The organism is Micromonospora sp. R311 (assembly GCF_056780015.1).
This window is the reverse complement of record NZ_JBSWCE010000068.1, coordinates 1-16,760: the sequence shown is the minus strand read 5'-3', so window position 1 is coordinate 16,760 and position 16,760 is coordinate 1. Positions and strand designations below refer to the sequence as shown.

Annotated in this window: 16 protein-coding genes and 3 pseudogenes; 7 read left to right on the top strand and 12 right to left on the bottom strand. The window is 69.2% G+C overall.

Going from position 1 to position 16,760, the window contains the following annotated elements:
- Positions 1-92: 92 nt before the first annotated feature.
- Positions 93-511: pseudogene (locus AC1WTP_RS33220) on the bottom strand (IS701 family transposase); the annotation flags it as partial.
- A gap of 165 nt (positions 512-676) precedes the next feature.
- Here AC1WTP_RS33220 and AC1WTP_RS33215 point away from each other — a divergent pair.
- Positions 677-1,294, top strand: coding sequence for a dihydrofolate reductase family protein (locus AC1WTP_RS33215; RefSeq protein ID WP_481653187.1), 618 nt, complete (start codon positions 677-679; stop codon positions 1,292-1,294).
- Between the two features lie 4 nt (positions 1,295-1,298).
- The gene (locus AC1WTP_RS33210) at positions 1,299-2,141 is read left to right on the top strand and encodes an alpha/beta fold hydrolase (protein WP_481653186.1); all 843 of its coding nucleotides are present in this window, start codon (positions 1,299-1,301) and stop codon (positions 2,139-2,141) included.
- Here the strand turns inward: AC1WTP_RS33210 and AC1WTP_RS33205 are convergent.
- The 3 genes from AC1WTP_RS33205 to pdxR form a co-directional block, all read right to left on the bottom strand.
- On the bottom strand, positions 2,128-2,715 hold the full coding sequence (locus AC1WTP_RS33205; RefSeq protein WP_481653185.1) for a DUF4268 domain-containing protein: 588 nt from the start codon (positions 2,713-2,715) through the stop codon (positions 2,128-2,130). The genes AC1WTP_RS33210 and AC1WTP_RS33205 overlap by 14 nt on opposite strands.
- Positions 2,716-2,784: 69 nt before the next feature.
- A complete protein-coding gene (locus AC1WTP_RS33200) occupies positions 2,785-3,705 on the bottom strand; it encodes an aminoglycoside phosphotransferase/kinase family protein (RefSeq protein ID WP_481653184.1) in 921 nt (306 codons plus the stop codon).
- Positions 3,706-3,868: 163 nt separating this feature from the next.
- Entirely contained in the window at positions 3,869-5,332 is a 1,464-nt protein-coding gene (gene pdxR / locus AC1WTP_RS33195) for a MocR-like pyridoxine biosynthesis transcription factor PdxR (RefSeq protein ID WP_481653183.1), read from the bottom strand.
- Between the two features lie 47 nt (positions 5,333-5,379).
- Here pdxR and AC1WTP_RS33190 point away from each other — a divergent pair, with 47 nt between their 5' ends.
- Both AC1WTP_RS33190 and AC1WTP_RS33185 read left to right on the top strand, forming a co-directional pair.
- Complete coding sequence (locus AC1WTP_RS33190; RefSeq protein WP_481653182.1) at positions 5,380-6,732, top strand: FAD-binding oxidoreductase; 1,353 nt, start codon at positions 5,380-5,382, stop codon at positions 6,730-6,732.
- Positions 6,733-6,770: 38 nt separating this feature from the next.
- Positions 6,771-7,196 (top strand): DUF6069 family protein, encoded by a 426-nt coding sequence (locus AC1WTP_RS33185; RefSeq protein WP_481653181.1) that lies wholly within the window; start codon positions 6,771-6,773, stop codon positions 7,194-7,196.
- A gap of 337 nt (positions 7,197-7,533) precedes the next feature.
- Here the strand turns inward: AC1WTP_RS33185 and AC1WTP_RS33180 are convergent, their stop codons facing one another.
- Positions 7,534-7,896, bottom strand: coding sequence for a nuclear transport factor 2 family protein (locus AC1WTP_RS33180; RefSeq protein WP_481653180.1), 363 nt, complete (start codon positions 7,894-7,896; stop codon positions 7,534-7,536).
- A 258-nt stretch (positions 7,897-8,154) separates the two neighbouring features.
- Here AC1WTP_RS33180 and AC1WTP_RS33175 point away from each other — a divergent pair, with 258 nt between their 5' ends.
- On the top strand, positions 8,155-8,838 hold the full coding sequence (locus AC1WTP_RS33175) for a GNAT family N-acetyltransferase (protein ID WP_481653179.1): 684 nt from the start codon (positions 8,155-8,157) through the stop codon (positions 8,836-8,838).
- 281 nt (positions 8,839-9,119) lie between these two features.
- Here the strand turns inward: AC1WTP_RS33175 and AC1WTP_RS33170 are convergent, their stop codons facing one another.
- Positions 9,120-10,013, bottom strand: coding sequence for an RNA polymerase sigma-70 factor (locus tag AC1WTP_RS33170; protein WP_481653178.1), 894 nt, complete (start codon positions 10,011-10,013; stop codon positions 9,120-9,122).
- A gap of 67 nt (positions 10,014-10,080) precedes the next feature.
- Here AC1WTP_RS33170 and AC1WTP_RS33165 point away from each other — a divergent pair.
- Positions 10,081-10,164 (top strand): annotated as a pseudogene (locus AC1WTP_RS33165) (DUF6458 family protein); the annotation flags it as partial.
- 123 nt (positions 10,165-10,287) lie between these two features.
- On the opposite strand, the gene AC1WTP_RS33160 reads toward AC1WTP_RS33165, so the two are convergent.
- Complete coding sequence (locus AC1WTP_RS33160) at positions 10,288-10,671, bottom strand: DoxX family protein (RefSeq protein WP_481653177.1); 384 nt, start codon at positions 10,669-10,671, stop codon at positions 10,288-10,290.
- Positions 10,672-10,806: 135 nt separating this feature from the next.
- Complete coding sequence (locus tag AC1WTP_RS33155; RefSeq protein WP_481653176.1) at positions 10,807-11,991, bottom strand: NAD(P)/FAD-dependent oxidoreductase; 1,185 nt, start codon at positions 11,989-11,991, stop codon at positions 10,807-10,809.
- Between the two features lie 1,001 nt (positions 11,992-12,992).
- On the opposite strand from AC1WTP_RS33155, the gene AC1WTP_RS33150 reads away from it, so the two are divergent.
- The gene (locus AC1WTP_RS33150) at positions 12,993-13,862 is read left to right on the top strand and encodes an AraC family transcriptional regulator (protein WP_481653175.1); all 870 of its coding nucleotides are present in this window, start codon (positions 12,993-12,995) and stop codon (positions 13,860-13,862) included.
- A gap of 126 nt (positions 13,863-13,988) precedes the next feature.
- On the opposite strand, the gene AC1WTP_RS33145 is transcribed toward AC1WTP_RS33150, so the two are convergent.
- From AC1WTP_RS33145 to AC1WTP_RS33130, 4 genes and pseudogenes are all read right to left on the bottom strand, one after another.
- On the bottom strand, positions 13,989-14,678 hold the full coding sequence (locus AC1WTP_RS33145; protein WP_481653174.1) for a DUF1062 domain-containing protein: 690 nt from the start codon (positions 14,676-14,678) through the stop codon (positions 13,989-13,991).
- Between the two features lie 336 nt (positions 14,679-15,014).
- A pseudogene (locus AC1WTP_RS33140) lies at positions 15,015-15,176 on the bottom strand (DDE-type integrase/transposase/recombinase); the annotation flags it as partial.
- Between the two features lie 20 nt (positions 15,177-15,196).
- Complete coding sequence (locus AC1WTP_RS33135) at positions 15,197-15,613, bottom strand: YeeE/YedE thiosulfate transporter family protein (protein WP_481653173.1); 417 nt, start codon at positions 15,611-15,613, stop codon at positions 15,197-15,199.
- Positions 15,613-16,269 (bottom strand): YeeE/YedE family protein, encoded by a 657-nt coding sequence (locus tag AC1WTP_RS33130; RefSeq protein WP_481653172.1) that lies wholly within the window; start codon positions 16,267-16,269, stop codon positions 15,613-15,615. The genes AC1WTP_RS33135 and AC1WTP_RS33130 overlap by 1 nt, the downstream gene beginning before the upstream one ends.
- Positions 16,270-16,760 lie beyond the last annotated feature (491 nt).

Below are 16,760 nucleotides of genomic sequence, written 5' to 3'. Positions count from 1 at the left end.
CAACAAGACCGGCGCACCCGTCACCCGGTCACTGATCGCCTACGACCACTGACCGGGATTCGGAACTACTCGTCTAGTACTCCAGCCGTAGATCATGATCTTCCTGTCTGATTCGCGGCTTGCCTCCGGTGATGGCTGGCCTGGGCTCGGGCCGTGGCGACGCCGCCAGGCGGACCAGGCGAGCCAGTGGGCCGCACCGTGTATCAGCTGGACGACCAGCATCGTGAACAGGCGCTGGATCTCGTTGCAGGTGAGCGCGACGGGCCCGTCCGGGGCGGGACGGTGGGCGGGTTCGTCGACGCGGACGACGGCGAGGAAGGCGTGGGCGAGCATGGCTAGGGTGATCCAGCGAGACCACGAGGTGAAGCGGCGGAGTTGGTGCGTTACGGCGGACCAGCAGCCGGTGGCTGCCTGGCCGGGGCTCGGCCAGGTCGATGACGGCCCAGTCGTAGCAGCGGTGCCCCTTGGCGCCGGCCCCGGCCAACAGCTTCTGCCAGGCCCGCTTGGGCACCACAAGATCTTCAGTCTTGACACACCGATGATCAGCGGGTACTCGGGGCGATCGTCCGCGGTACGTCCGACGTGCCGCCTCGCGCGTCGTGCTATCGAGTTCGCATCCGCCACATGCTTCCTGCGTGAGCGATGAGTTTGGGCGGCGGATCGGGTCTGCCCTGGCATGACTCGAATCATCGCTGACATCTCGGTCTCTCTCGACGGCTTCGTCACCGGGCCCGACCCCAGCCCGGACAACGGTCTGGGAACCGGCGGCGAGGCCCTGCACACGTGGGCGTTTTCCGACGACCCCGACGACCGCCAGATCCTGCGCGAGGGGACCGTCCGCTCGGGCGCCGTCATCCTCGGCCGCCACCTCTTCGACGTGGTCGACGGGCCGAAAGGCTGGGACGACACGTCCGGCTACGGCGCCAGCGAGGTCGGCAAGCCCGCGTTCGTCGTCGTGACGAGTTCGCCGCCAGAGTCGGTGCGGACAACCAACCTCGACTGGACGTTCGTCACCACCGGTCTGTCCGACGCCGTCACCGCCGCGCGCGAGCGAGCCGAGGCGGCGTCGTCGGACAGCGGCAAGGACCTCGACGTCATCCTCATGGGCGGCGGCGCCACGATCGGCTCGGCGCTCGACGCCGGGCTGGTCGACGCGCTGACGCTGCACCTCGCGCCCATCGTGCTGGGCGCCGGGACACCACTGTTCACCGGCGCAGCGCCGCGTACGCTGGTGCAGCGGAGCGTGATCTCGACATCGACCGCGACGCACCTGACCTACGACGTCTCCCGGTGATCCGATGACCACTGTTCACGCCAATGAGATCGCCTTGGGCATCGAGTCGTTCGGTGACGACGACGCGCCACTCGTCCTGCTCGCGGGTGGGACGACGATGCTCTCCTGGCCCGACGCGCTGTGCGAGCGCCTCGCCGCCGGCGGGCGCCGTGTGGTGCGCTACGACCTGCGCGACAGCGGGGAGTCGACAACGACGGATCCGGAGGCGCCCGCCTACACCCTGCGCGGCCTCGCCGCCGACGCGGCGGCCCTTGCTGACACGCTCGGCGGGGGGCCCGCGCACCTCGCGGGGATCGGCGTCGGCGGGATGGTCGCCCAGGTGGCCGTGCTCGACCATCCGGGCGCGTTCTCGGCGCTCACCCTGGTCGGCACCCGCGCGGTTGCCCCTGGCCCGCCCGACGATGACCTCCCCGACCATGACCAGGCGACGATGAGCCGGCTGTTCGCGCGTCCGATGCCCGATTGGACCGACCGCGAGGCGGTAGCGGCGTTCGCCGCCGCCGGCGCGGAGATCCTCGGCGACGACCCCGTGGCCGCGCGCGCAATCGCCGCGCGCATCTGGGACCGCACGCCCGGCACCGCACCACCGGTCCAGATGGCCAACCAGATGGGCATGGTGTTTTCCAGGCTCGACTGCACACCGCGCTGGCGTGAGCGCCTGCCCGAGATCGAGGTACCCACGCTCGTCGTCCACGGCCGCCGCGACCGGTTCTTCCCCGTCAGCAACGGCGAGGCGATCGCGCACGAGATCCCCGGGGCACGGCTGCTCGTCCTCAAGGAGGCTGCCACTGCGATCCCCGATGCGGCGGTCGGCGAGGTCACCGAGGCGATGCTCACGCTCGGATAGCGGACGGCGGGTGGCGCGCGGTTCTGGCCTCCACGCAGCGGTGGACGTCGGAGGCTCGATCCGTCGCGCGCCCGCGATCGGCACGATTCCAACCCGAGGTTGTCCAGGATGCTTCTCTCGATCCGGTGGGTGGAGGGCTATCGCTCGTCGGGCCGTAGCAGTTCGAGACTTGCCAGGGCGCGCGCAGTTGTTCGCTAGCCCACTGCCGCTGCTCGGCGCTGGGCTTCGTGCCGACCGTGCGGATCGTCAAGACTCGTCGTAGCGGCCGGTGGGGCGATGTGTCGGTGTGCCTGGAGACGCTCGCGGGGCTGGTGTAGGTAGTCGCAGCCGGCGAGATACGGCGTGAGAGCTGAGGCGGCAGGCGGCAGGCGGCAGAAGGAGCGATCACGCTCGGGACCCCTCCGACAGCAGCCGCCGCGTGCCGAAGACGCTCTTGGCTGTCGATCATCCAATCGATGACCTCAGGCCAGGTCTGCTGATCAGCGATCTTCGGGCCATTCAGCCGGGCTTCGATGCGGCAGCCCTTGTTGTTCGGCAGGTCATCGAAAATCAACTCGCCGTCGAAAGCCGCCACGATTCAGCCTTGCGGTTGCTGAGCACCTGCCACCGGGCCAGGTTGACTGCCGGATCAGGCGTGCTGATGTTACGCATTAGCCCGGCGGAGGCGTTCGGCTGCCTGCGCCCGCAGCGCATCGCCGCCCGCCGGGGTGCCACCGCACAGTGCCATCTCCCGGGCGTTGTACGCAGCCATCCACAAGCTCGCCGCCCACGCGATCTCCAGCTCCACGCCCGTGAACAAGGACCCTCGAATGTCTTGATAAGCCACCAGGAACGCCTCGGAGCTTTCGATCGGCGCCAGCGTGGGTGGCCCGGCACTGGCGAACGACCCGCTCGCCGCTCCCACCAGCGCTGCCTCCGGTTGCCACGCCAGGCTGTCCCAGTCGTGCACCGCCCACACCCGCAAACCCTGCCACCGCAGGTTCTGCGCCTCGAAGTCGGCGTGGCCGAGCACGCACGGCAAGCCGGCGGCCAGCAGCCGCCTCCGGGCCCGCTCAGCCGTCTGGACAATGTGCTCGGACACGACACTCTGGTCCCGGCTGTCGAGAAAGTCGATCGCCGGCCACACCCCAGAATCGGTGTGGTCCCAGCGCACCCAGGGCGGATTCGGCAGCGGCGGCGCGACAGCAACGCCGGCAAGCGCGGCCGTCAGCCGGACGAACACCTCTGCGCAGCGCAAGGCCATGTCCGGCGAGTCCCCCCGCAACACCTCGCCGCCGGGCCGGTACTCCTCGGCGTGCACGGCCAGCGCACCGACGCCGACCACCGGCGTGAGCGGCCGGGCACACGGAAACCCGCGCTCGGCCAGCCCGGCCTGCGCCGCGACACACGACCCGGCCCGGCCGTCGTCGGCGCGCGCCTTGACCACGACGTCCCTGCCACCGGCCAACCGCAGACCGAACACCATCGAGACCTGTTGCGACTGGAACAGCACGCCGGCGGGTTCGCCCCCCAGATGGTCAAGACACCAAGCCGGCAACCAGTTCGGCAGCTCGTCCAACGGCACACTCAGGACTGTGCCATAGGCACCGAACGACCGTGGAGACTAGTGCGCAGGTTCTGCTCTCGCGAGCCGGAAACATGCAGGTCACAGCCTCAAGCCGGCCCAGAGAACCCAGAACGTGAGCCAAGTCGGGTCGTAACCCACGCCGTGCGCTGATGCGGTCCCTTCAGGGCGTCGGGTCGGGCGCCGTTTCTGGCGATGATGGCGCGGACCGCTGAGAGCTTCGGACCTCTGCGACCGCGTCGGCAAGGGCTTCCACTCCGTCTGTGATGGCGCGTTCGGTGAGGGTGGCATAGCCGAAGATCAGCCCACCGGGTCCGGCGGGGCTCAGTCGGTACTGGGAGACGCCTTGCACGACCAGTCCGTGCCGGGCGGCGGCGGCCACGACCGCGGCCTCGTCGAGGTCGTGCGGGAGCCAGGTTACGACGTGTTGGCCCGCCGCGACACCGACCGGTTCCAGTTCGGGCAGCCGTGTGCGCAGTGCGGCCAGAAGCACGTCGCGGTGACGGCGGTAGACCGGGCGCATGCGCCGCAGGTGCCGGTCGAATTCGCCGCGGGTGAGGAAGTCGGCGAAGGTCAGTTGATCGATCACGGGAGAGCCGCGGTCGGCCAGCACCTTGGCCGCCGTGATGTCGTCGACAAGGTGTGACGGTGCCAGCAGCCAGCCGAGGCGCAGCCCTGGCGCCAGGGTCTTGCTCGCTGTGCCGCAATACACGACGGTGTCGGGCGCCAGCCCCTGCATGGCGCCGACGGGCGAGCGGTCGTAGCGGTACTCCGCGTCGTAGTCGTCCTCGATCACCACGGCGCGACGACGCTGCGCCCAGCCGATCACCCGGGCCCGGGCGGTGGCCGAGAGGACCCCGCCGGTGGGCCACTGGTGCGAGGGCGTCAGCACGATGGCGTCCGCGTCGGTATGTTCCAGTTCCTCGACGAGAATGCCGTCCGGCCCGACCGGGACGCCGATCACGTCCAGGCCGGCGGCGGCCGCGACGAGGCGGGCGTCGTCGTCCGCGGATGGGTCCTCGACGGCCAGCCGGCGGGCGCCGCGCGCCGCGAGCACCTGGATCAGCAGCGCGACGCCCTGGCCGTAGCCACTGCAGATCACGACGTTTTCCGGGCGGGCCGACGTGCCACGGACGCGGTTGAGGTAGTCGGTCAGGGCTGCGTGCAGTTCGGGCACGCCACGCCCGTCGAGGTAGGCGAAGCGTTCGTTCGGTGTGGTGGTGAGGACCGTTCGCACCGATCGCAGCCAGGCCGCCCGGGGGAACGACGACACGTTGGTGCGGCCGTAGCCGAAGTCGATCCGGGCCGCCGGCCGATCCCCGGCGCGGCGACCCGCTGGCGTCGGAGCCGGCTCGACCGCGACCTGGGTGTAGCCGCCCGCCCGACTGGTGAGGTAGCCCTCGGCGACGAGTTGCTGGTAGGCCTCGACCACGACGCCGCGGGACACTCCAAGATCGGCTGCGATGGTGCGGGTGGGTGGCAGGGAGGTTCCGAGACGCAACCGGCCGGCCCGGATGCTGCCCCGGATCGAGGCGGCTATCTGCCGGTGCAGGGGTTCGGCCGCGGACCGGTCGACATCGATGAGCAGGTCCTCCGCCGTGCTCGAATTGGTCCTGGTTCGGCCCATGCAATCGGACCTTACCCGGTGTACCGATTTCCGTCAGGCTCAGACGTATGACGACAGCGACCAGCCCTCGCTTCGACGGCCGCCTCCTCACCCCGGGCGACCCGGGTTACGACGCGGTCCGCACCGTATGGAACGCCATGATTGACCGCCGCCCGCGGATGATCGTGCGGGCGGCGAGCGTCACCGACGTGGTGACCGCGGTGCGCCTGGCCCGCGAACTCGACCTGGAGATCGGGGTGCGCTGCGGTGGGCACAACGTGGCCGGCCTCGCCGTCCCCGCGAACGGCCTGATGATCGACCTGACTCCGTTGAACGGCGTTCGAGTCGACCCGATCCGGCGGCGCGCCCGGGTCCAGGGCGGCGCGCTGCTCGGCGCACTCGACCGGGCGTCGCAGCCATACGGCCTCGCCACGACCGCGGGTAACGTCTCGCACACCGGGGTCGGTGGCCTGACCCTCGGCGGCGGCATGGGCTGGCTCGCCCGCCAACACGGGTTGGCCTGCGACAACGTCGTCTCCTACACGATGGTCACCGCCGAGGGGGAGGTTGTGACCGCGAGCCGAACCGAGAACCCCGACCTCTACTGGGGACTGCGCGGCGGGGGTGGCAACTTCGGCATCGTCACCGACTTCGACTTCCAACTGCACCACACCGGAACGCAGACCCTGGTCGCCGAGTTCGACTTCCGCGCCGCGGACGCCGTGCCGGTGCTCGAAGGCTGGCGGGACCTCAACGCCGTCGCGCCGCGGCAGGCGACCTTCACCGCCGATGTCCGCGGCACGGCCATTGGCCCTATCGCCACCGTCGGCTTCGTATGGGTCGGCGACCCTGCACGGGGTCACCGCTTGCTGCCGGCGATGCGCGCGCTCGGGCGCCCGGTCGCCGAGCGGGTCACCACGCCGTCGTACCTCGAACTCCAGCAACGCGACGACACCTCTGGCGGCCACGCCTACCGCCGATACTCCAGCGCGCACTACCTGCGGCAGTTCCCCTCCGCGGCGATCGAGGCGTTCCTGCTACGCGGCGCGACAGACCTACACGCCGGCACCCAACTGCCCGGCGTCGGCCTGCAGGCGCACGGCGGCGCCATCGCCGACGTCGCCGACGCCGACGCCGCGTTCAGCCACCGCGGCACCGTGTTCGAGTTCGGCGCCAACTCCCGCTGGACCGACCCAACCGAAGATGACACCCGGATGGCAGCGGCTCGCACTGCCGGAGCCGCGCTCGACCCGTACGCCGACGGTGTCTACGTCAACTCACTCGCCGCCGACGAGGGGCAACGCGGGGTACGCCGCGCATACCCGGCCGCCAAACTCGCCAGGCTCACCGCCCTCAAGACCATCTGGGACCCGCAGAACGTTTTCCACCTCAACCACAACATCCGGCCCAGCCACGCCTGAGCCGACACCGAGAACGCCGACAGATCGAAAGGATGCTCATGACCTCCACCGCCCCCACCGACCGGCTCAGCACGCACGGCCAGCAGCGCCGCCGGCTGCTCCTGCCCGGCCTGGCCGCGGCGGCTGCCGCTGCCGTCACCGTAACGGCCGTCGCGGCCCTCGCGATGGCCGCCGGTGTCGATCTCGAACTCCCCGACGGCGGCGAATCGATTCCCCTGGTCGGCTTCACACAGCTCACGTTCACCTTCAGCCTCGTGGGCATCCTTATCGCCCTGGCGATCCGCCGTTGGGCGTCCGAGCCGTCACGCACCTGGGTCCGCACCGCTGTGGCACTCACCGCGCTGTCGCTCGTACCACCGTTCCTCGTCGACGCCAATCTCGCCACCGAGTGCACGCTCGTGGTCGCACACCTGATCGCCGCCGCAATCGTGATCCCCGTCATCGCCCGTCGGCTGGCCGTCTGACGACCGCTCGCCACCGCATCGTGGCGTGCGGGTGGAGCGAGGCGGGCAGGCCTCCCACCACGCCCGCCCAGGCCAGCCGGCCAGCATCGGGCCGAGCGCACCGACCCGTTCGGTGGTGGCCCGCGGTACCGGTCGACGCCGAAACACATCATCAGCGGCAGCTGCGGATGGCCGTGTTGAGTGACGCCGGCTCGGACCTACGTATAGAGCCGGGCGAGGCTCGTTTCCCCAGGCTCACGGCCTACCTCGATGACAACCCTTGGATCGAGCGTCCGTGGGCACGCGCAGCCAGCTGACCGACCGCGCGCACTCGGCGGCATGAGCGTGCACCGCGCCGTCACTCGCCGCCGAAGGAGCTGAACTGGATGCCGGCCAGCCGCCAGCCGTCGGGGAGCTCGACCCAGGTCTGGCTGACGCGGACCGTCAACGCCATCTCCTGCCCGCGCCAGGCCGATCGACTGCGTTGGATGCACCGGACGATGGCCGCGTGACCGTAAAAACACACCTCGATCTCGCTGCTCGCCAAGCTTGTGTAGGCGAACTCGGCGAACTTGCCGACCCACTGGGCTTTGTCCAGCACGTGGCCCTGCTCACCAATGGATCGGAAGTCGTCGGCCAGCAACGCGTTCAGCGCGTCGGTGTCCGCGTGTAGCTCAGCCTCGTCGAAGGCCAGCTGGAGCTCATGGATGGCTGAGATCACGAGCAGATCTTGCCCGAGCGTGCGTCCCGGTGGAAGGCAACCGTGGAGGATCGATCAACCCGCGCGATCCGGCACGCCGCGAGTATCCGCACATCGGCAGTTCAGGACGCCGCCGACGCTGGCCGCCACCTAACGGGCTGTCGCTGCGGGCGACGGGCCAGCGCGCACGGACGGCGGCGAGATCCGCGCAGGTGACCTCGGGCTCATTGCGCCCCCGGACCTGGCGGGCCGCTCCTGTGCGAGTGATCTACTCGATGGGTGAGCAACCTGCGAGATCTCATCGTCCGCTGGCAGCGCGGCTGGGGCGTGGCTCGCGCGCTGCCCGTCGCCGAAGACGTAGGCGGCGCGTTGCGGGTCCGGTGCATGCAGCCCGGCCGCGACATCGAGTATGTCGCGCTCGACGCCGACGAGGACCTCGCGTCGCTCACCACGCTGGCTGAGCTAGTCGCTGGCGAGGACGCCGTCACATGGCTGACGGTGCCCACCACCGATCCGGCGAGGGCGTCCTCGGCTCTGGTGGCCGCCGGCCTGATCGTGCTCAAGCACTCGGAACTACTGATGACAGCCGATCTTCGCGGGCATCCGCAGAACATGCCCGTGGCACCGTACCGGCTCCTGACCCAGGTCGACTCGCACGGCGGCGACAGCCTGGTCACGGCGACGGTACGGCACGAGTCGGGCGAGGTCGGTGCGCGCGGGACGATGGGACTGGCCGGTACGGATGCGGTCGCAGACCGGATCGAAACCACGCCGGCTCATCGCCGCAAGGGCCTAGCCAGCGCGGTCATGGGTGCACTAGCCCGATGCGCGATCGAAGAAGGCGTCGAACAGGGCATTCTCATCGCCAGCGAGGACGGTCAGCGTCTGTACATGACGCTCGGCTGGCAACCGGTGGCCGATGTACTGATCGCAACGACGCCTGGCAACGCGTACCCGTCCTGAACGGCGCAGAAAGCCGCGGCCCGACCCACGCTCCTCGTCGTCGCCCAGGTGAGCGCGCAATCCAACATCCGATGACAACGGCGCACCGCTTTCGGCACGAGCGGATCGCGGCAGAAGCGTGCACGCGACCTTGCTTGATGGGCGGCCTCGTGGCGACGGTGTCAGCGATCTCGGTGGTATCGATGTCCGGAGCCTGCTCGGCCACCTGACCGGCACACCAGCCGCAGCGCACTACCTCGGCGTTGTACCTGATTCCCAGGTGGCTATTCCGGCACCGGTATTCATCGCAAGGTGAGTGAGGTTTCGGCTTCGAGGTGGGTCAGCTTCTCGGGGTTGCGGACGTAGTAGAGGCCGGTGATGCGGGTGTCCTCGACACGGATCGCCATGACGCCGTCGATCTCGCCGTCTAGGCGTACGAGGAGTGCCGGGTTGCCGTTGACCACGGTCGGTTCACCGGTGAGCGTGCCTTCGACTTTGCCTAGACCGCGGAAGAACAGACGGACCACCTTCTCAGCGCCGATGATCGGCCGCAGCACGGCCTGCTTGACGCCGCCGCCGTCGCCCACCAGGGTCACGTCAGGGGCGAGCACGTCGAGGAGACCCTGCAGGTCCCTGGTTTCGACCGCGCGCTGGAACGCTCCCAGAGCCGCCCGGGTCTCGCTCACGGAGGCCGCCTGGCGGGGGCGGCGAGCATCGACGTGCTGGCGGGCACGGTGCGCGATCTGGTGCACGGCCGCAGGACTCTTGCCGACAGCGGCCGCGATCTCGTCGTAGCTGACACCGAAGGCCTCGCGCAGCACGAAGACGGCGCGCTCGGTCGGCGACAGCGTCTCCAGGACGATCATGAGCCCCATCGACACACTCTCGGCGAGCTCGACGTCCTCGGCCACGTCCGGCGCGGTGAGCAGCGGATCGGGCAGCCAGGGGCCGACGTAGGCCTCCTTGCGGCGTTTCATTGCGCGCAGCCGGTTGAGCGACTGCCGGGTGGTGATCCGGACCAGGTAGGCGCGCTGGTCGCGCACGTGTTCCGTGTCGACCTTGATCCACCGCAGCCAGGTTTCCTGGAGGACGTCTTCGGCGTCGGCCGCCGATCCGAGCATCTCGTATGCGACGGTGAAGAGTAGGTTGCGGTGGGCGACGAAGGTGTCGGTCGCCGGGTCAGTGGCGTGGCTCATGTCTCGACCCTTCTTCTTCGCGGGCGACCCTGGATGCCGAAGGCCTCAATGGTGCATCTACAGCAAGGTCCTGATCCTGGCTGGGCTGGCTGTGCTGCTGACGACGTTCTGGTTCTGGCAGGACCGGCGAGGCCGCGCTCGTGCCCTGATCCAGGGTCTGTCGGGTGCGTTTGGCCGGCGAGCAGCCGATCAGCCCGGCCGAAGCCGCCGGGGCGGCCCGTGCTTCGGGTCACCGGCGCCAACACGGCGCCGCCCCGCCAGCGGCACATCTTCGTCAGCCGGTGAAAGGCTCAAGAGCGAAGCGGCCCCACGCGATGAAGGCTGCAAGCGCAACGTAGCCCAGGTTCACCATGACCAACTTGAACTGACCAAGGCGGACGTGGATGATCGTCGCGCCGACCATGAGCAAAACCCAGCAGACGGCTGTCACCGGCACCATGAACGGTGCGATGTCGAGCGCGGCGGGCAGGATCAGGCCAACCGCGGCTAGGAGTTCGAGGACGCCGATCGTCTTGATGAAGCCGACGCCGGCGTGTCCGGTCCATTCCGCGCCTCTTAGCGTAGTCAGTTTCTGCTTGGGTACGAGCGTCTTGGTGAGGCCGCCGCTTAGGGAGACTGCTGCCAGCAGTCCGGTGGCGATCCAAAGAGCGAGGTTCATGCGGTCTATCCCTGCCTCGTGTAGGTGACTCCGGTGTCTTGGGACCATCCGAAACGGGCGGAGCTCCAATGGACACCTTCGGTGGTTGGTAGCCGTTCGAGCTGGATCGCCGGTGCGTGGCCCCGGGCTGTCCGTTCAGCGGGTCGGCAGTGCCCCGCCACGCTTGGCCCGCAGCAACTCCTGGCGCTTGTCGTCCTTGACCCAGGTGAGCGAGCCGGGCTTGCGTGCCTCGTCCGCCAGATGCTTGACGGTGTGCTTGCAGACGAACTCCTTGAGCTTCGCGCCTGGGCCGCCGCCGATGTACAACCCGTTCGCGGTGTCGTCCTTCGAGGCGAACTGGAAGAGACCGGCGCGCCGCCCCAGGCTGATGCACTGGCCGAAGAACCCCAGGTTGATGGGCGTCGGCTGCTCACCCGCGATCCGGGCCAGCACCGTGTCGGCGGCGTGTGCGCCGATCCTCGTCGCGGCCTGGCAGCTCATCCGGAACGGCAGGTCCGACGGTGCCGCCGAGTCCCCAGCCGCGACGATGCGCACGTCGTCCACGCTCGTCAACGTCTCATCGGTAAGCAGGCGGCCCAGCGCGTCGGTGCTCAGCCCGCTGCGGCCAGCCAGGTCCGGCACGCCGAACCCGGCGGTCCAGATGGTCACCTCGCTCGGCAACTCGCGGCCGCCGCCGAGCCGCACGGCATCGCGAGTCACTGCCGTCACCTTCGCGCCGGGTCCGTCGAGCACGGTCACACCGAGCCTGGTCAACCGCTTGGCAACCGAGCGCCGACCCCGCGCGTGCAGATACGGGCCAAGCACCCCGCCGCAGACCAGGGTCACGGTACGGCCCGCCTCGGCCAACTCGGCGGCGGTCTCGATGCCGGTCGGACCGGCTCCGACAACCGTCACCGGGGCCGTCGCCGGTGCGACGTCGACGACTGACCGCAGCCGCTGCGCCTCCTCCAGGCTGGCAATCGGGTAGGCGAACTCGGCCACTCCGGGCACGTCCGGGTCGGCGCTGCCACTGCCCACCGCATAGATCAGGTAGTCGTAGCCGACCGAGCCGCCGGCCGCCAACGTCACGCTGCGCTCGGCCGCGTCGATCCGGGTCACCGTGTCGACCACCAGCCGGACGCCCTCCGCCAGGACCTCTCGGTAGTCGACGACAGCGTCGTCGGACCCGCCCACCACCTGGTGCAGGCGGATCCGCTCGACGAACGTCCGGCGCGGATTGATCAACGTAACGGCCACATCGTCGCGCTGCATCAGGCGATTGGCCGCCATGACACCGGCGTACCCGCCGCCGATCACGACCACATCAATGTTCCCAGTCATAGTGGCTCCTCGGTTTCCAGGGGTTCAGCCTCAAGACACCGCGTGACCGATCGTTCTAACAGCATGTGAGGCAGACCACTCCACAGGCGTGGGCTCGGCCCGCGGAGGCCTCACGGTCGGAGCCGATGCTCCGGGGATGAACGCACCCGGGGGCGAACACCCCTTCAGGGCAGGTCACTGCCCGCGTCCTCAACCACCCACCCCGGCAACCAGACATCAGAAGAGCTCATCGAGGCCGCACACGCCCGGTGGTGCGCGACCAACGCCGGGAACGGCTCGCGCGGCGAGCAGCGTGTCGGCCGGTGCCGGCTGCGCCGGCGCGCGGCCGTCGAAGAGTTCCTCGGCGAGGCGAGCCCTTCAGGACACAGCCGGACGCCGCCCGGTCAGCCGGTGAAGGATTCGGGGCCGGTCCGGGGTCGCCGGGAAGTGTGCCTGGTCGTGCTTGCAGCCGAGCTGGCCAGTTCCCCGCTCGGGAACGACGTGGAGAGACGGTGTCCAGTGCATTTGTTCTCGGCAAAACTCGCCACCTGCACCACCCGACTGGACCGCTACCGCGCCGCTCTCGACAGCGGCGCCGGGCGCTGGCACGATTCGTGATGGCGCTCAGCGAGGGCCACGCCGTCCACGCCGCCGCCGGCGCGAACCGCGAAGATCTCCACGCCTCCATCGACATCGCCCTGCGAGCCGTCGCGCTCCAGTCTTGATTGCCGTTGCAGCCCTAACGATCTCGTACGCGGATGGATGGCGCCGCAGGTCGTGCCTGCACCCCGGGGCGCCCGTCCGCTGACGCCGACACCTGGCCAGTGACTGCGGGCCTCAGACGCTGCCAACCTGCTCCCACGGCCCAGCGGTCAACCGGGCGCGCTCACAGATGTCGCGCCCTACCAGCGGCTTGAGCGTGCTTTAGCGCCGCGACGTTCCAGGCACATGATCGGACCGGACCTCTACGGTCGGGCGCGCCCGAGGTCCTTCGGCCAGGCTTGACATCGAAAGGAGGCCTCGTGATCACGGCACTCAACCGGCTTGTCGACCTCGTCGAAGAGCACCTCACCGGGGAGTTCGACGTCGACGGGTTGGCCAGGGCGCTCGGCACGACCGAATACCACCTGCGCCGGATGTTCTCGTCGTTGGCCGGCATGCCGCTGTCGGAGTACGTGCGCCGGCGCCGGATGACCGTCGCCGCTGCCGACGTCGTCCGGGGCGAGGACGACCTGCTCGCCATCGCCGTCCGGCACGGATACGGCTCGACCGAGGCGTTCGGACGTGCCTTCCGGGCGGTCCACGGCGCCAACCCCGGTGACGTTCGCCGCGACGGAGGCCCTCTCCGCATCCAACCTCAGCTCAGGTTCCGCCTGAGCGTCGAAGGGAGCACCCCCATGGACACCCGCATCCTCGACCGCCCCGCGTTCCGGCTCGTCGGACACGCAGCCCGCGTTCCGCTGATCCACCAGGGAATCAACCCGCACATCCAGCAGCACATCACCGCACTGCCACCGCAGGAGCATCTGCGGCTTAAGGCCCTCGGCGACACCGAGCCCGCGGGCCTGCTGCAGGTCTGTGACGACCTCGACCCCGACGGCACCGAGGGCAGCGAACTGACCTACCTGCACGGCGTCGCTGTCTCCGGGGACACGCCGGCCCCGAACGACCTCGACGCCATCGAGGTGCCGGTCGGCAGGTGGGCGGTCTTCCGCACCGCCGGACCCCATCCGCAGGCCCTGCAGAGCACCTGGGCCGCGACCGCGACCGAGTGGTTCCCCTCCAACCCGTGGCGCCTGCGGCCGGGGCCCTCGATCGTTGCGGTCCTAGAGCGCGCGAACGACTTCAGCACCGCGACCTGCGAGCTGTGGCTACCCGTCGAACCGACGTGACGGACCCGCGGGAATTTATACAGCAAGGATCCGGCCCAGCCCTTCCCGCCACCCAACTGAGAGCCGGGCCGGTGCCACGACGTGAACGCCAAGCATCGACACGTCCGGACGTAGTCACCCGGGCGTTCACCTTCGTCGCCGGTATCGGGCCGGCCCTGACCTTCGTTCGCGCCCGGTCATGAGCGACCGCGCGCGGACCGCCGCGTGATGCAGTCCGGGGCAGGGCCACCTTGCCTCTTTCCCCGGCCCGGGCCAACCGCGGCGGCTCATAGCAGGACGAACGAGAAGTCCCGGTGAGTTCTGTGGTTTAGCGGAATGCGGATCTTGACGCAGCGAGCGATCTCCCCGCGGCTGATGCCCAGCCCTCTGCGCGATGAACCGTTCGGGGCGAAGGGATACGGGGTCGTCGAAGAATCCCGAAACCTGGACGGGCCAGTGCCTTTCGGGAGGGGACAGGGCGAGCAGTTCCCAGCATGAGTCCCACTCCAGGGCGAACCGGTTGCGCTGGGCGATCAGCGGGTCGAGAAGGACGCGGGCGACTAGAGGAGAGGAGTTGCCCGAGTAGCCCTTTAGAAGGATCGGATCCAGGTACCGCTCCAGGACGCGATGGTGAACGGTGATCCTGCTGGTGCGGTCGCGGGAAACACAGGCGACCAGGAGCCGGATGTCGGGGAGTTTGCCGTTGGCATTGACGCGGAACTTCCCGTCGCCGGTGCTGGCGGGGCCGGAAAGGCAGCGGACGCAGCGGAAGGCGAGCAGGGGAAGGCCCGTGCGCCGAAGGGTCCAGGACGAAATGATATGAGGACGCGTAGACATGATCTCTCTGAAGACCTGACGGAAGGCATGGAAAATGAGCCGACGGCGACGTCGGCGACCGATGCACGGGGAAGGTGTCAGGTCTAAAGAGCAGGCGGCGTCACGCGGGGTGAAGTCCTCTCGTGAGTGGGTCGGAGAAGAAAGATCCAGTTACAAGGTAGGGCGGGGCGGGCTGGCGAGGCCACACAGTTTTGTCCTGGTGCCGAGCACTGAGGGGTGGGGTCGGCGAGAGCTGGACGTCGACCACGCGCCGATCCGCCGCGGCCCCTTCCTGCCGTATTCCGGCCGCCCCCCGTGGGACTTGTTCCTCCCGCTGGCCTCGCCGCGACGGCCAGGCATCCGCGAGTCGAGGGAGTAGCCGACGATCCGGCCGGAATACACGTCCTTGATCGCGCACAGGTACAGCTTGCCCTCGCCGGTGGGGTGTTCGGTGATGTTGGTCAGCCACAGCCGGTTCGGGGCGTCGTCGGTGAACCGGCGTTGCACCAGGTCGTCGTGTCCGAGTCGCTCGCGTTCGGCTACCGCTCGCAGGATCCGCTGTCGAGGTGGAAGTACCTCGCGTTGGCCCAGCGGCAGAGCCGGATGCCGACGACAATGCCGGCGATCGTGACCAAGGCGGGGAGGTACCCGCTGGCGACCTGCACGATCGGGATCGCCGGACAGCCACCCGAGATCGCCCAGCCGGTGCCGAACAGCACCGCGCCGGGGACCACACCGGCATGGATCCGCCCCGGAGTGCGGCGGACGCGCAACACGGCAAATACCACGACGATGATCGCCACGGCGCCGGCGAAGGCCAGGAACATGCGAACATCCTGGAAGGTGAACATGCGGTTCAGCTCGGCATAGTCACCGAACCCGATGTTCGCGACGGTGTAGCCGAGAGCCAGCCCAGCGATGATGTTGGCTACGAGCATCCCGCCCCGCGTACGCATCAGATCACCTTCCACAGCAGGATCGACACGAGGACGCCGGTGCCGAAAAAGACGGCAGTCGCGACAATGCTGACCGGCTGCAGCCGGCCACAGCCATTGAGCCCGTGACCGCTGCTGCACCCTCCGGCGAGACGAGTGCCGAAGCCGACGAGCACACCGCCGACAAACAGCGCGCCGATCATCGCGATCGGTTTGTCGGTCACGATCTGGCCGAAGGCGTCGCCCATGTCGAGGCGGAGCTGGAATCGGCCGTTGGTAACCGCCGCCACCCACCCGCCGACGAAGACCGCCAGGAGCAGGGCGACCTGGCTGACCAAGGGCACCGGGAGCAGGCTCGCCAGAGAGGAGTTCCCCGCCGCTGGCGGCCGCACGTCCTGTCCCGGGGTCCGCGCGTCCCGGTGTGGGGCGGAACGCGCGGCAGGTGCAGCCGAATCGGCGCCGAACTGGTCGGCGGTGGCTGCGGCGATAGCCTCGATGAGGACACGTTCGTCAGCGAACTGGGCGTTCACCCGTTCGACACGGCGTTCGGCGCGCCAGTGCAGCACGCGGTCCCACGCGCCGGAGATCCCGAAGGATCGATCGGTCGTGACGGCGTAGTTGATGGTGGTGAGGGCGAGCCCGGCAGCACCGGCCCACCAGGGCCAGTATTCAGTCATGCGGGACCTGCAATCCATTCTGCGAGTCGGGTCCACCACCGGACCCGTGGAGGCGTCGGTGGGGTCGATGGGGTTCCGCAGGGGTGCGGACCCTGTGTGGGCGACCCGGGGTTGAAGCCTTGAGCGACTGCCGGTAGCGGTTTGGGCTCCCGGGCCGGTACCGGCTCGAACCGCTGCGAGGACCCCGGATCGAGCCGTGACGGAGGCGTCTGGCTTGCCGCGTCCGACCCGTCACCGGCGGGGATGCGCCTCAGATATATCGCGTCGGCTCCATTCGGCAGGAGCGTGATCGGTACGAGCTGGCCCGTCCGGGACAGCTCGTACCGAGCACACGTCCGCCAACCCTCCGCACTGTCGCAGTAGTAGTTACGCCAGTCGCGCAAGCTTGCGTTGAGCAGCGGAAAGAGGGGGCACTGTCAAGCCCCGGGTTTGATGGAGAGTTGGTTAGCTGGTTTTCAGGGGTGCGGTGACCGGGTGGGTCATCGCGTGTA

What these genes read in the sequence shown, in the direction of transcription:
- AC1WTP_RS33215 (WP_481653187.1), top strand. Translation starts at nt 677, where the DNA reads ATGACTCGAATCATCGCTGACATCTCGGTCTCTCTCGACGGCTTCGTC.
- AC1WTP_RS33210 (WP_481653186.1), top strand. Translation starts at nt 1,299, where the DNA reads ATGACCACTGTTCACGCCAATGAGATCGCCTTGGGCATCGAGTCGTTC.
- pdxR (WP_481653183.1), bottom strand. Translation starts at nt 5,332, where the DNA reads ATGGGCCGAACCAGGACCAATTCGAGCACGGCGGAGGACCTGCTCATC.
- AC1WTP_RS33190 (WP_481653182.1), top strand. Translation starts at nt 5,380, where the DNA reads ATGACGACAGCGACCAGCCCTCGCTTCGACGGCCGCCTCCTCACCCCG.
- AC1WTP_RS33185 (WP_481653181.1), top strand. Translation starts at nt 6,771, where the DNA reads ATGACCTCCACCGCCCCCACCGACCGGCTCAGCACGCACGGCCAGCAG.
- AC1WTP_RS33170 (WP_481653178.1), bottom strand. Translation starts at nt 10,013, where the DNA reads ATGAGCCACGCCACTGACCCGGCGACCGACACCTTCGTCGCCCACCGC.
- AC1WTP_RS33160 (WP_481653177.1), bottom strand. Translation starts at nt 10,671, where the DNA reads ATGAACCTCGCTCTTTGGATCGCCACCGGACTGCTGGCAGCAGTCTCC.
- AC1WTP_RS33155 (WP_481653176.1), bottom strand. Translation starts at nt 11,991, where the DNA reads ATGACTGGGAACATTGATGTGGTCGTGATCGGCGGCGGGTACGCCGGT.
- AC1WTP_RS33145 (WP_481653174.1), bottom strand. Translation starts at nt 14,678, where the DNA reads ATGTCTACGCGTCCTCATATCATTTCGTCCTGGACCCTTCGGCGCACG.
- AC1WTP_RS33135 (WP_481653173.1), bottom strand. Translation starts at nt 15,613, where the DNA reads ATGCGTACGCGGGGCGGGATGCTCGTAGCCAACATCATCGCTGGGCTG.
- AC1WTP_RS33130 (WP_481653172.1), bottom strand. Translation starts at nt 16,269, where the DNA reads ATGACTGAATACTGGCCCTGGTGGGCCGGTGCTGCCGGGCTCGCCCTC.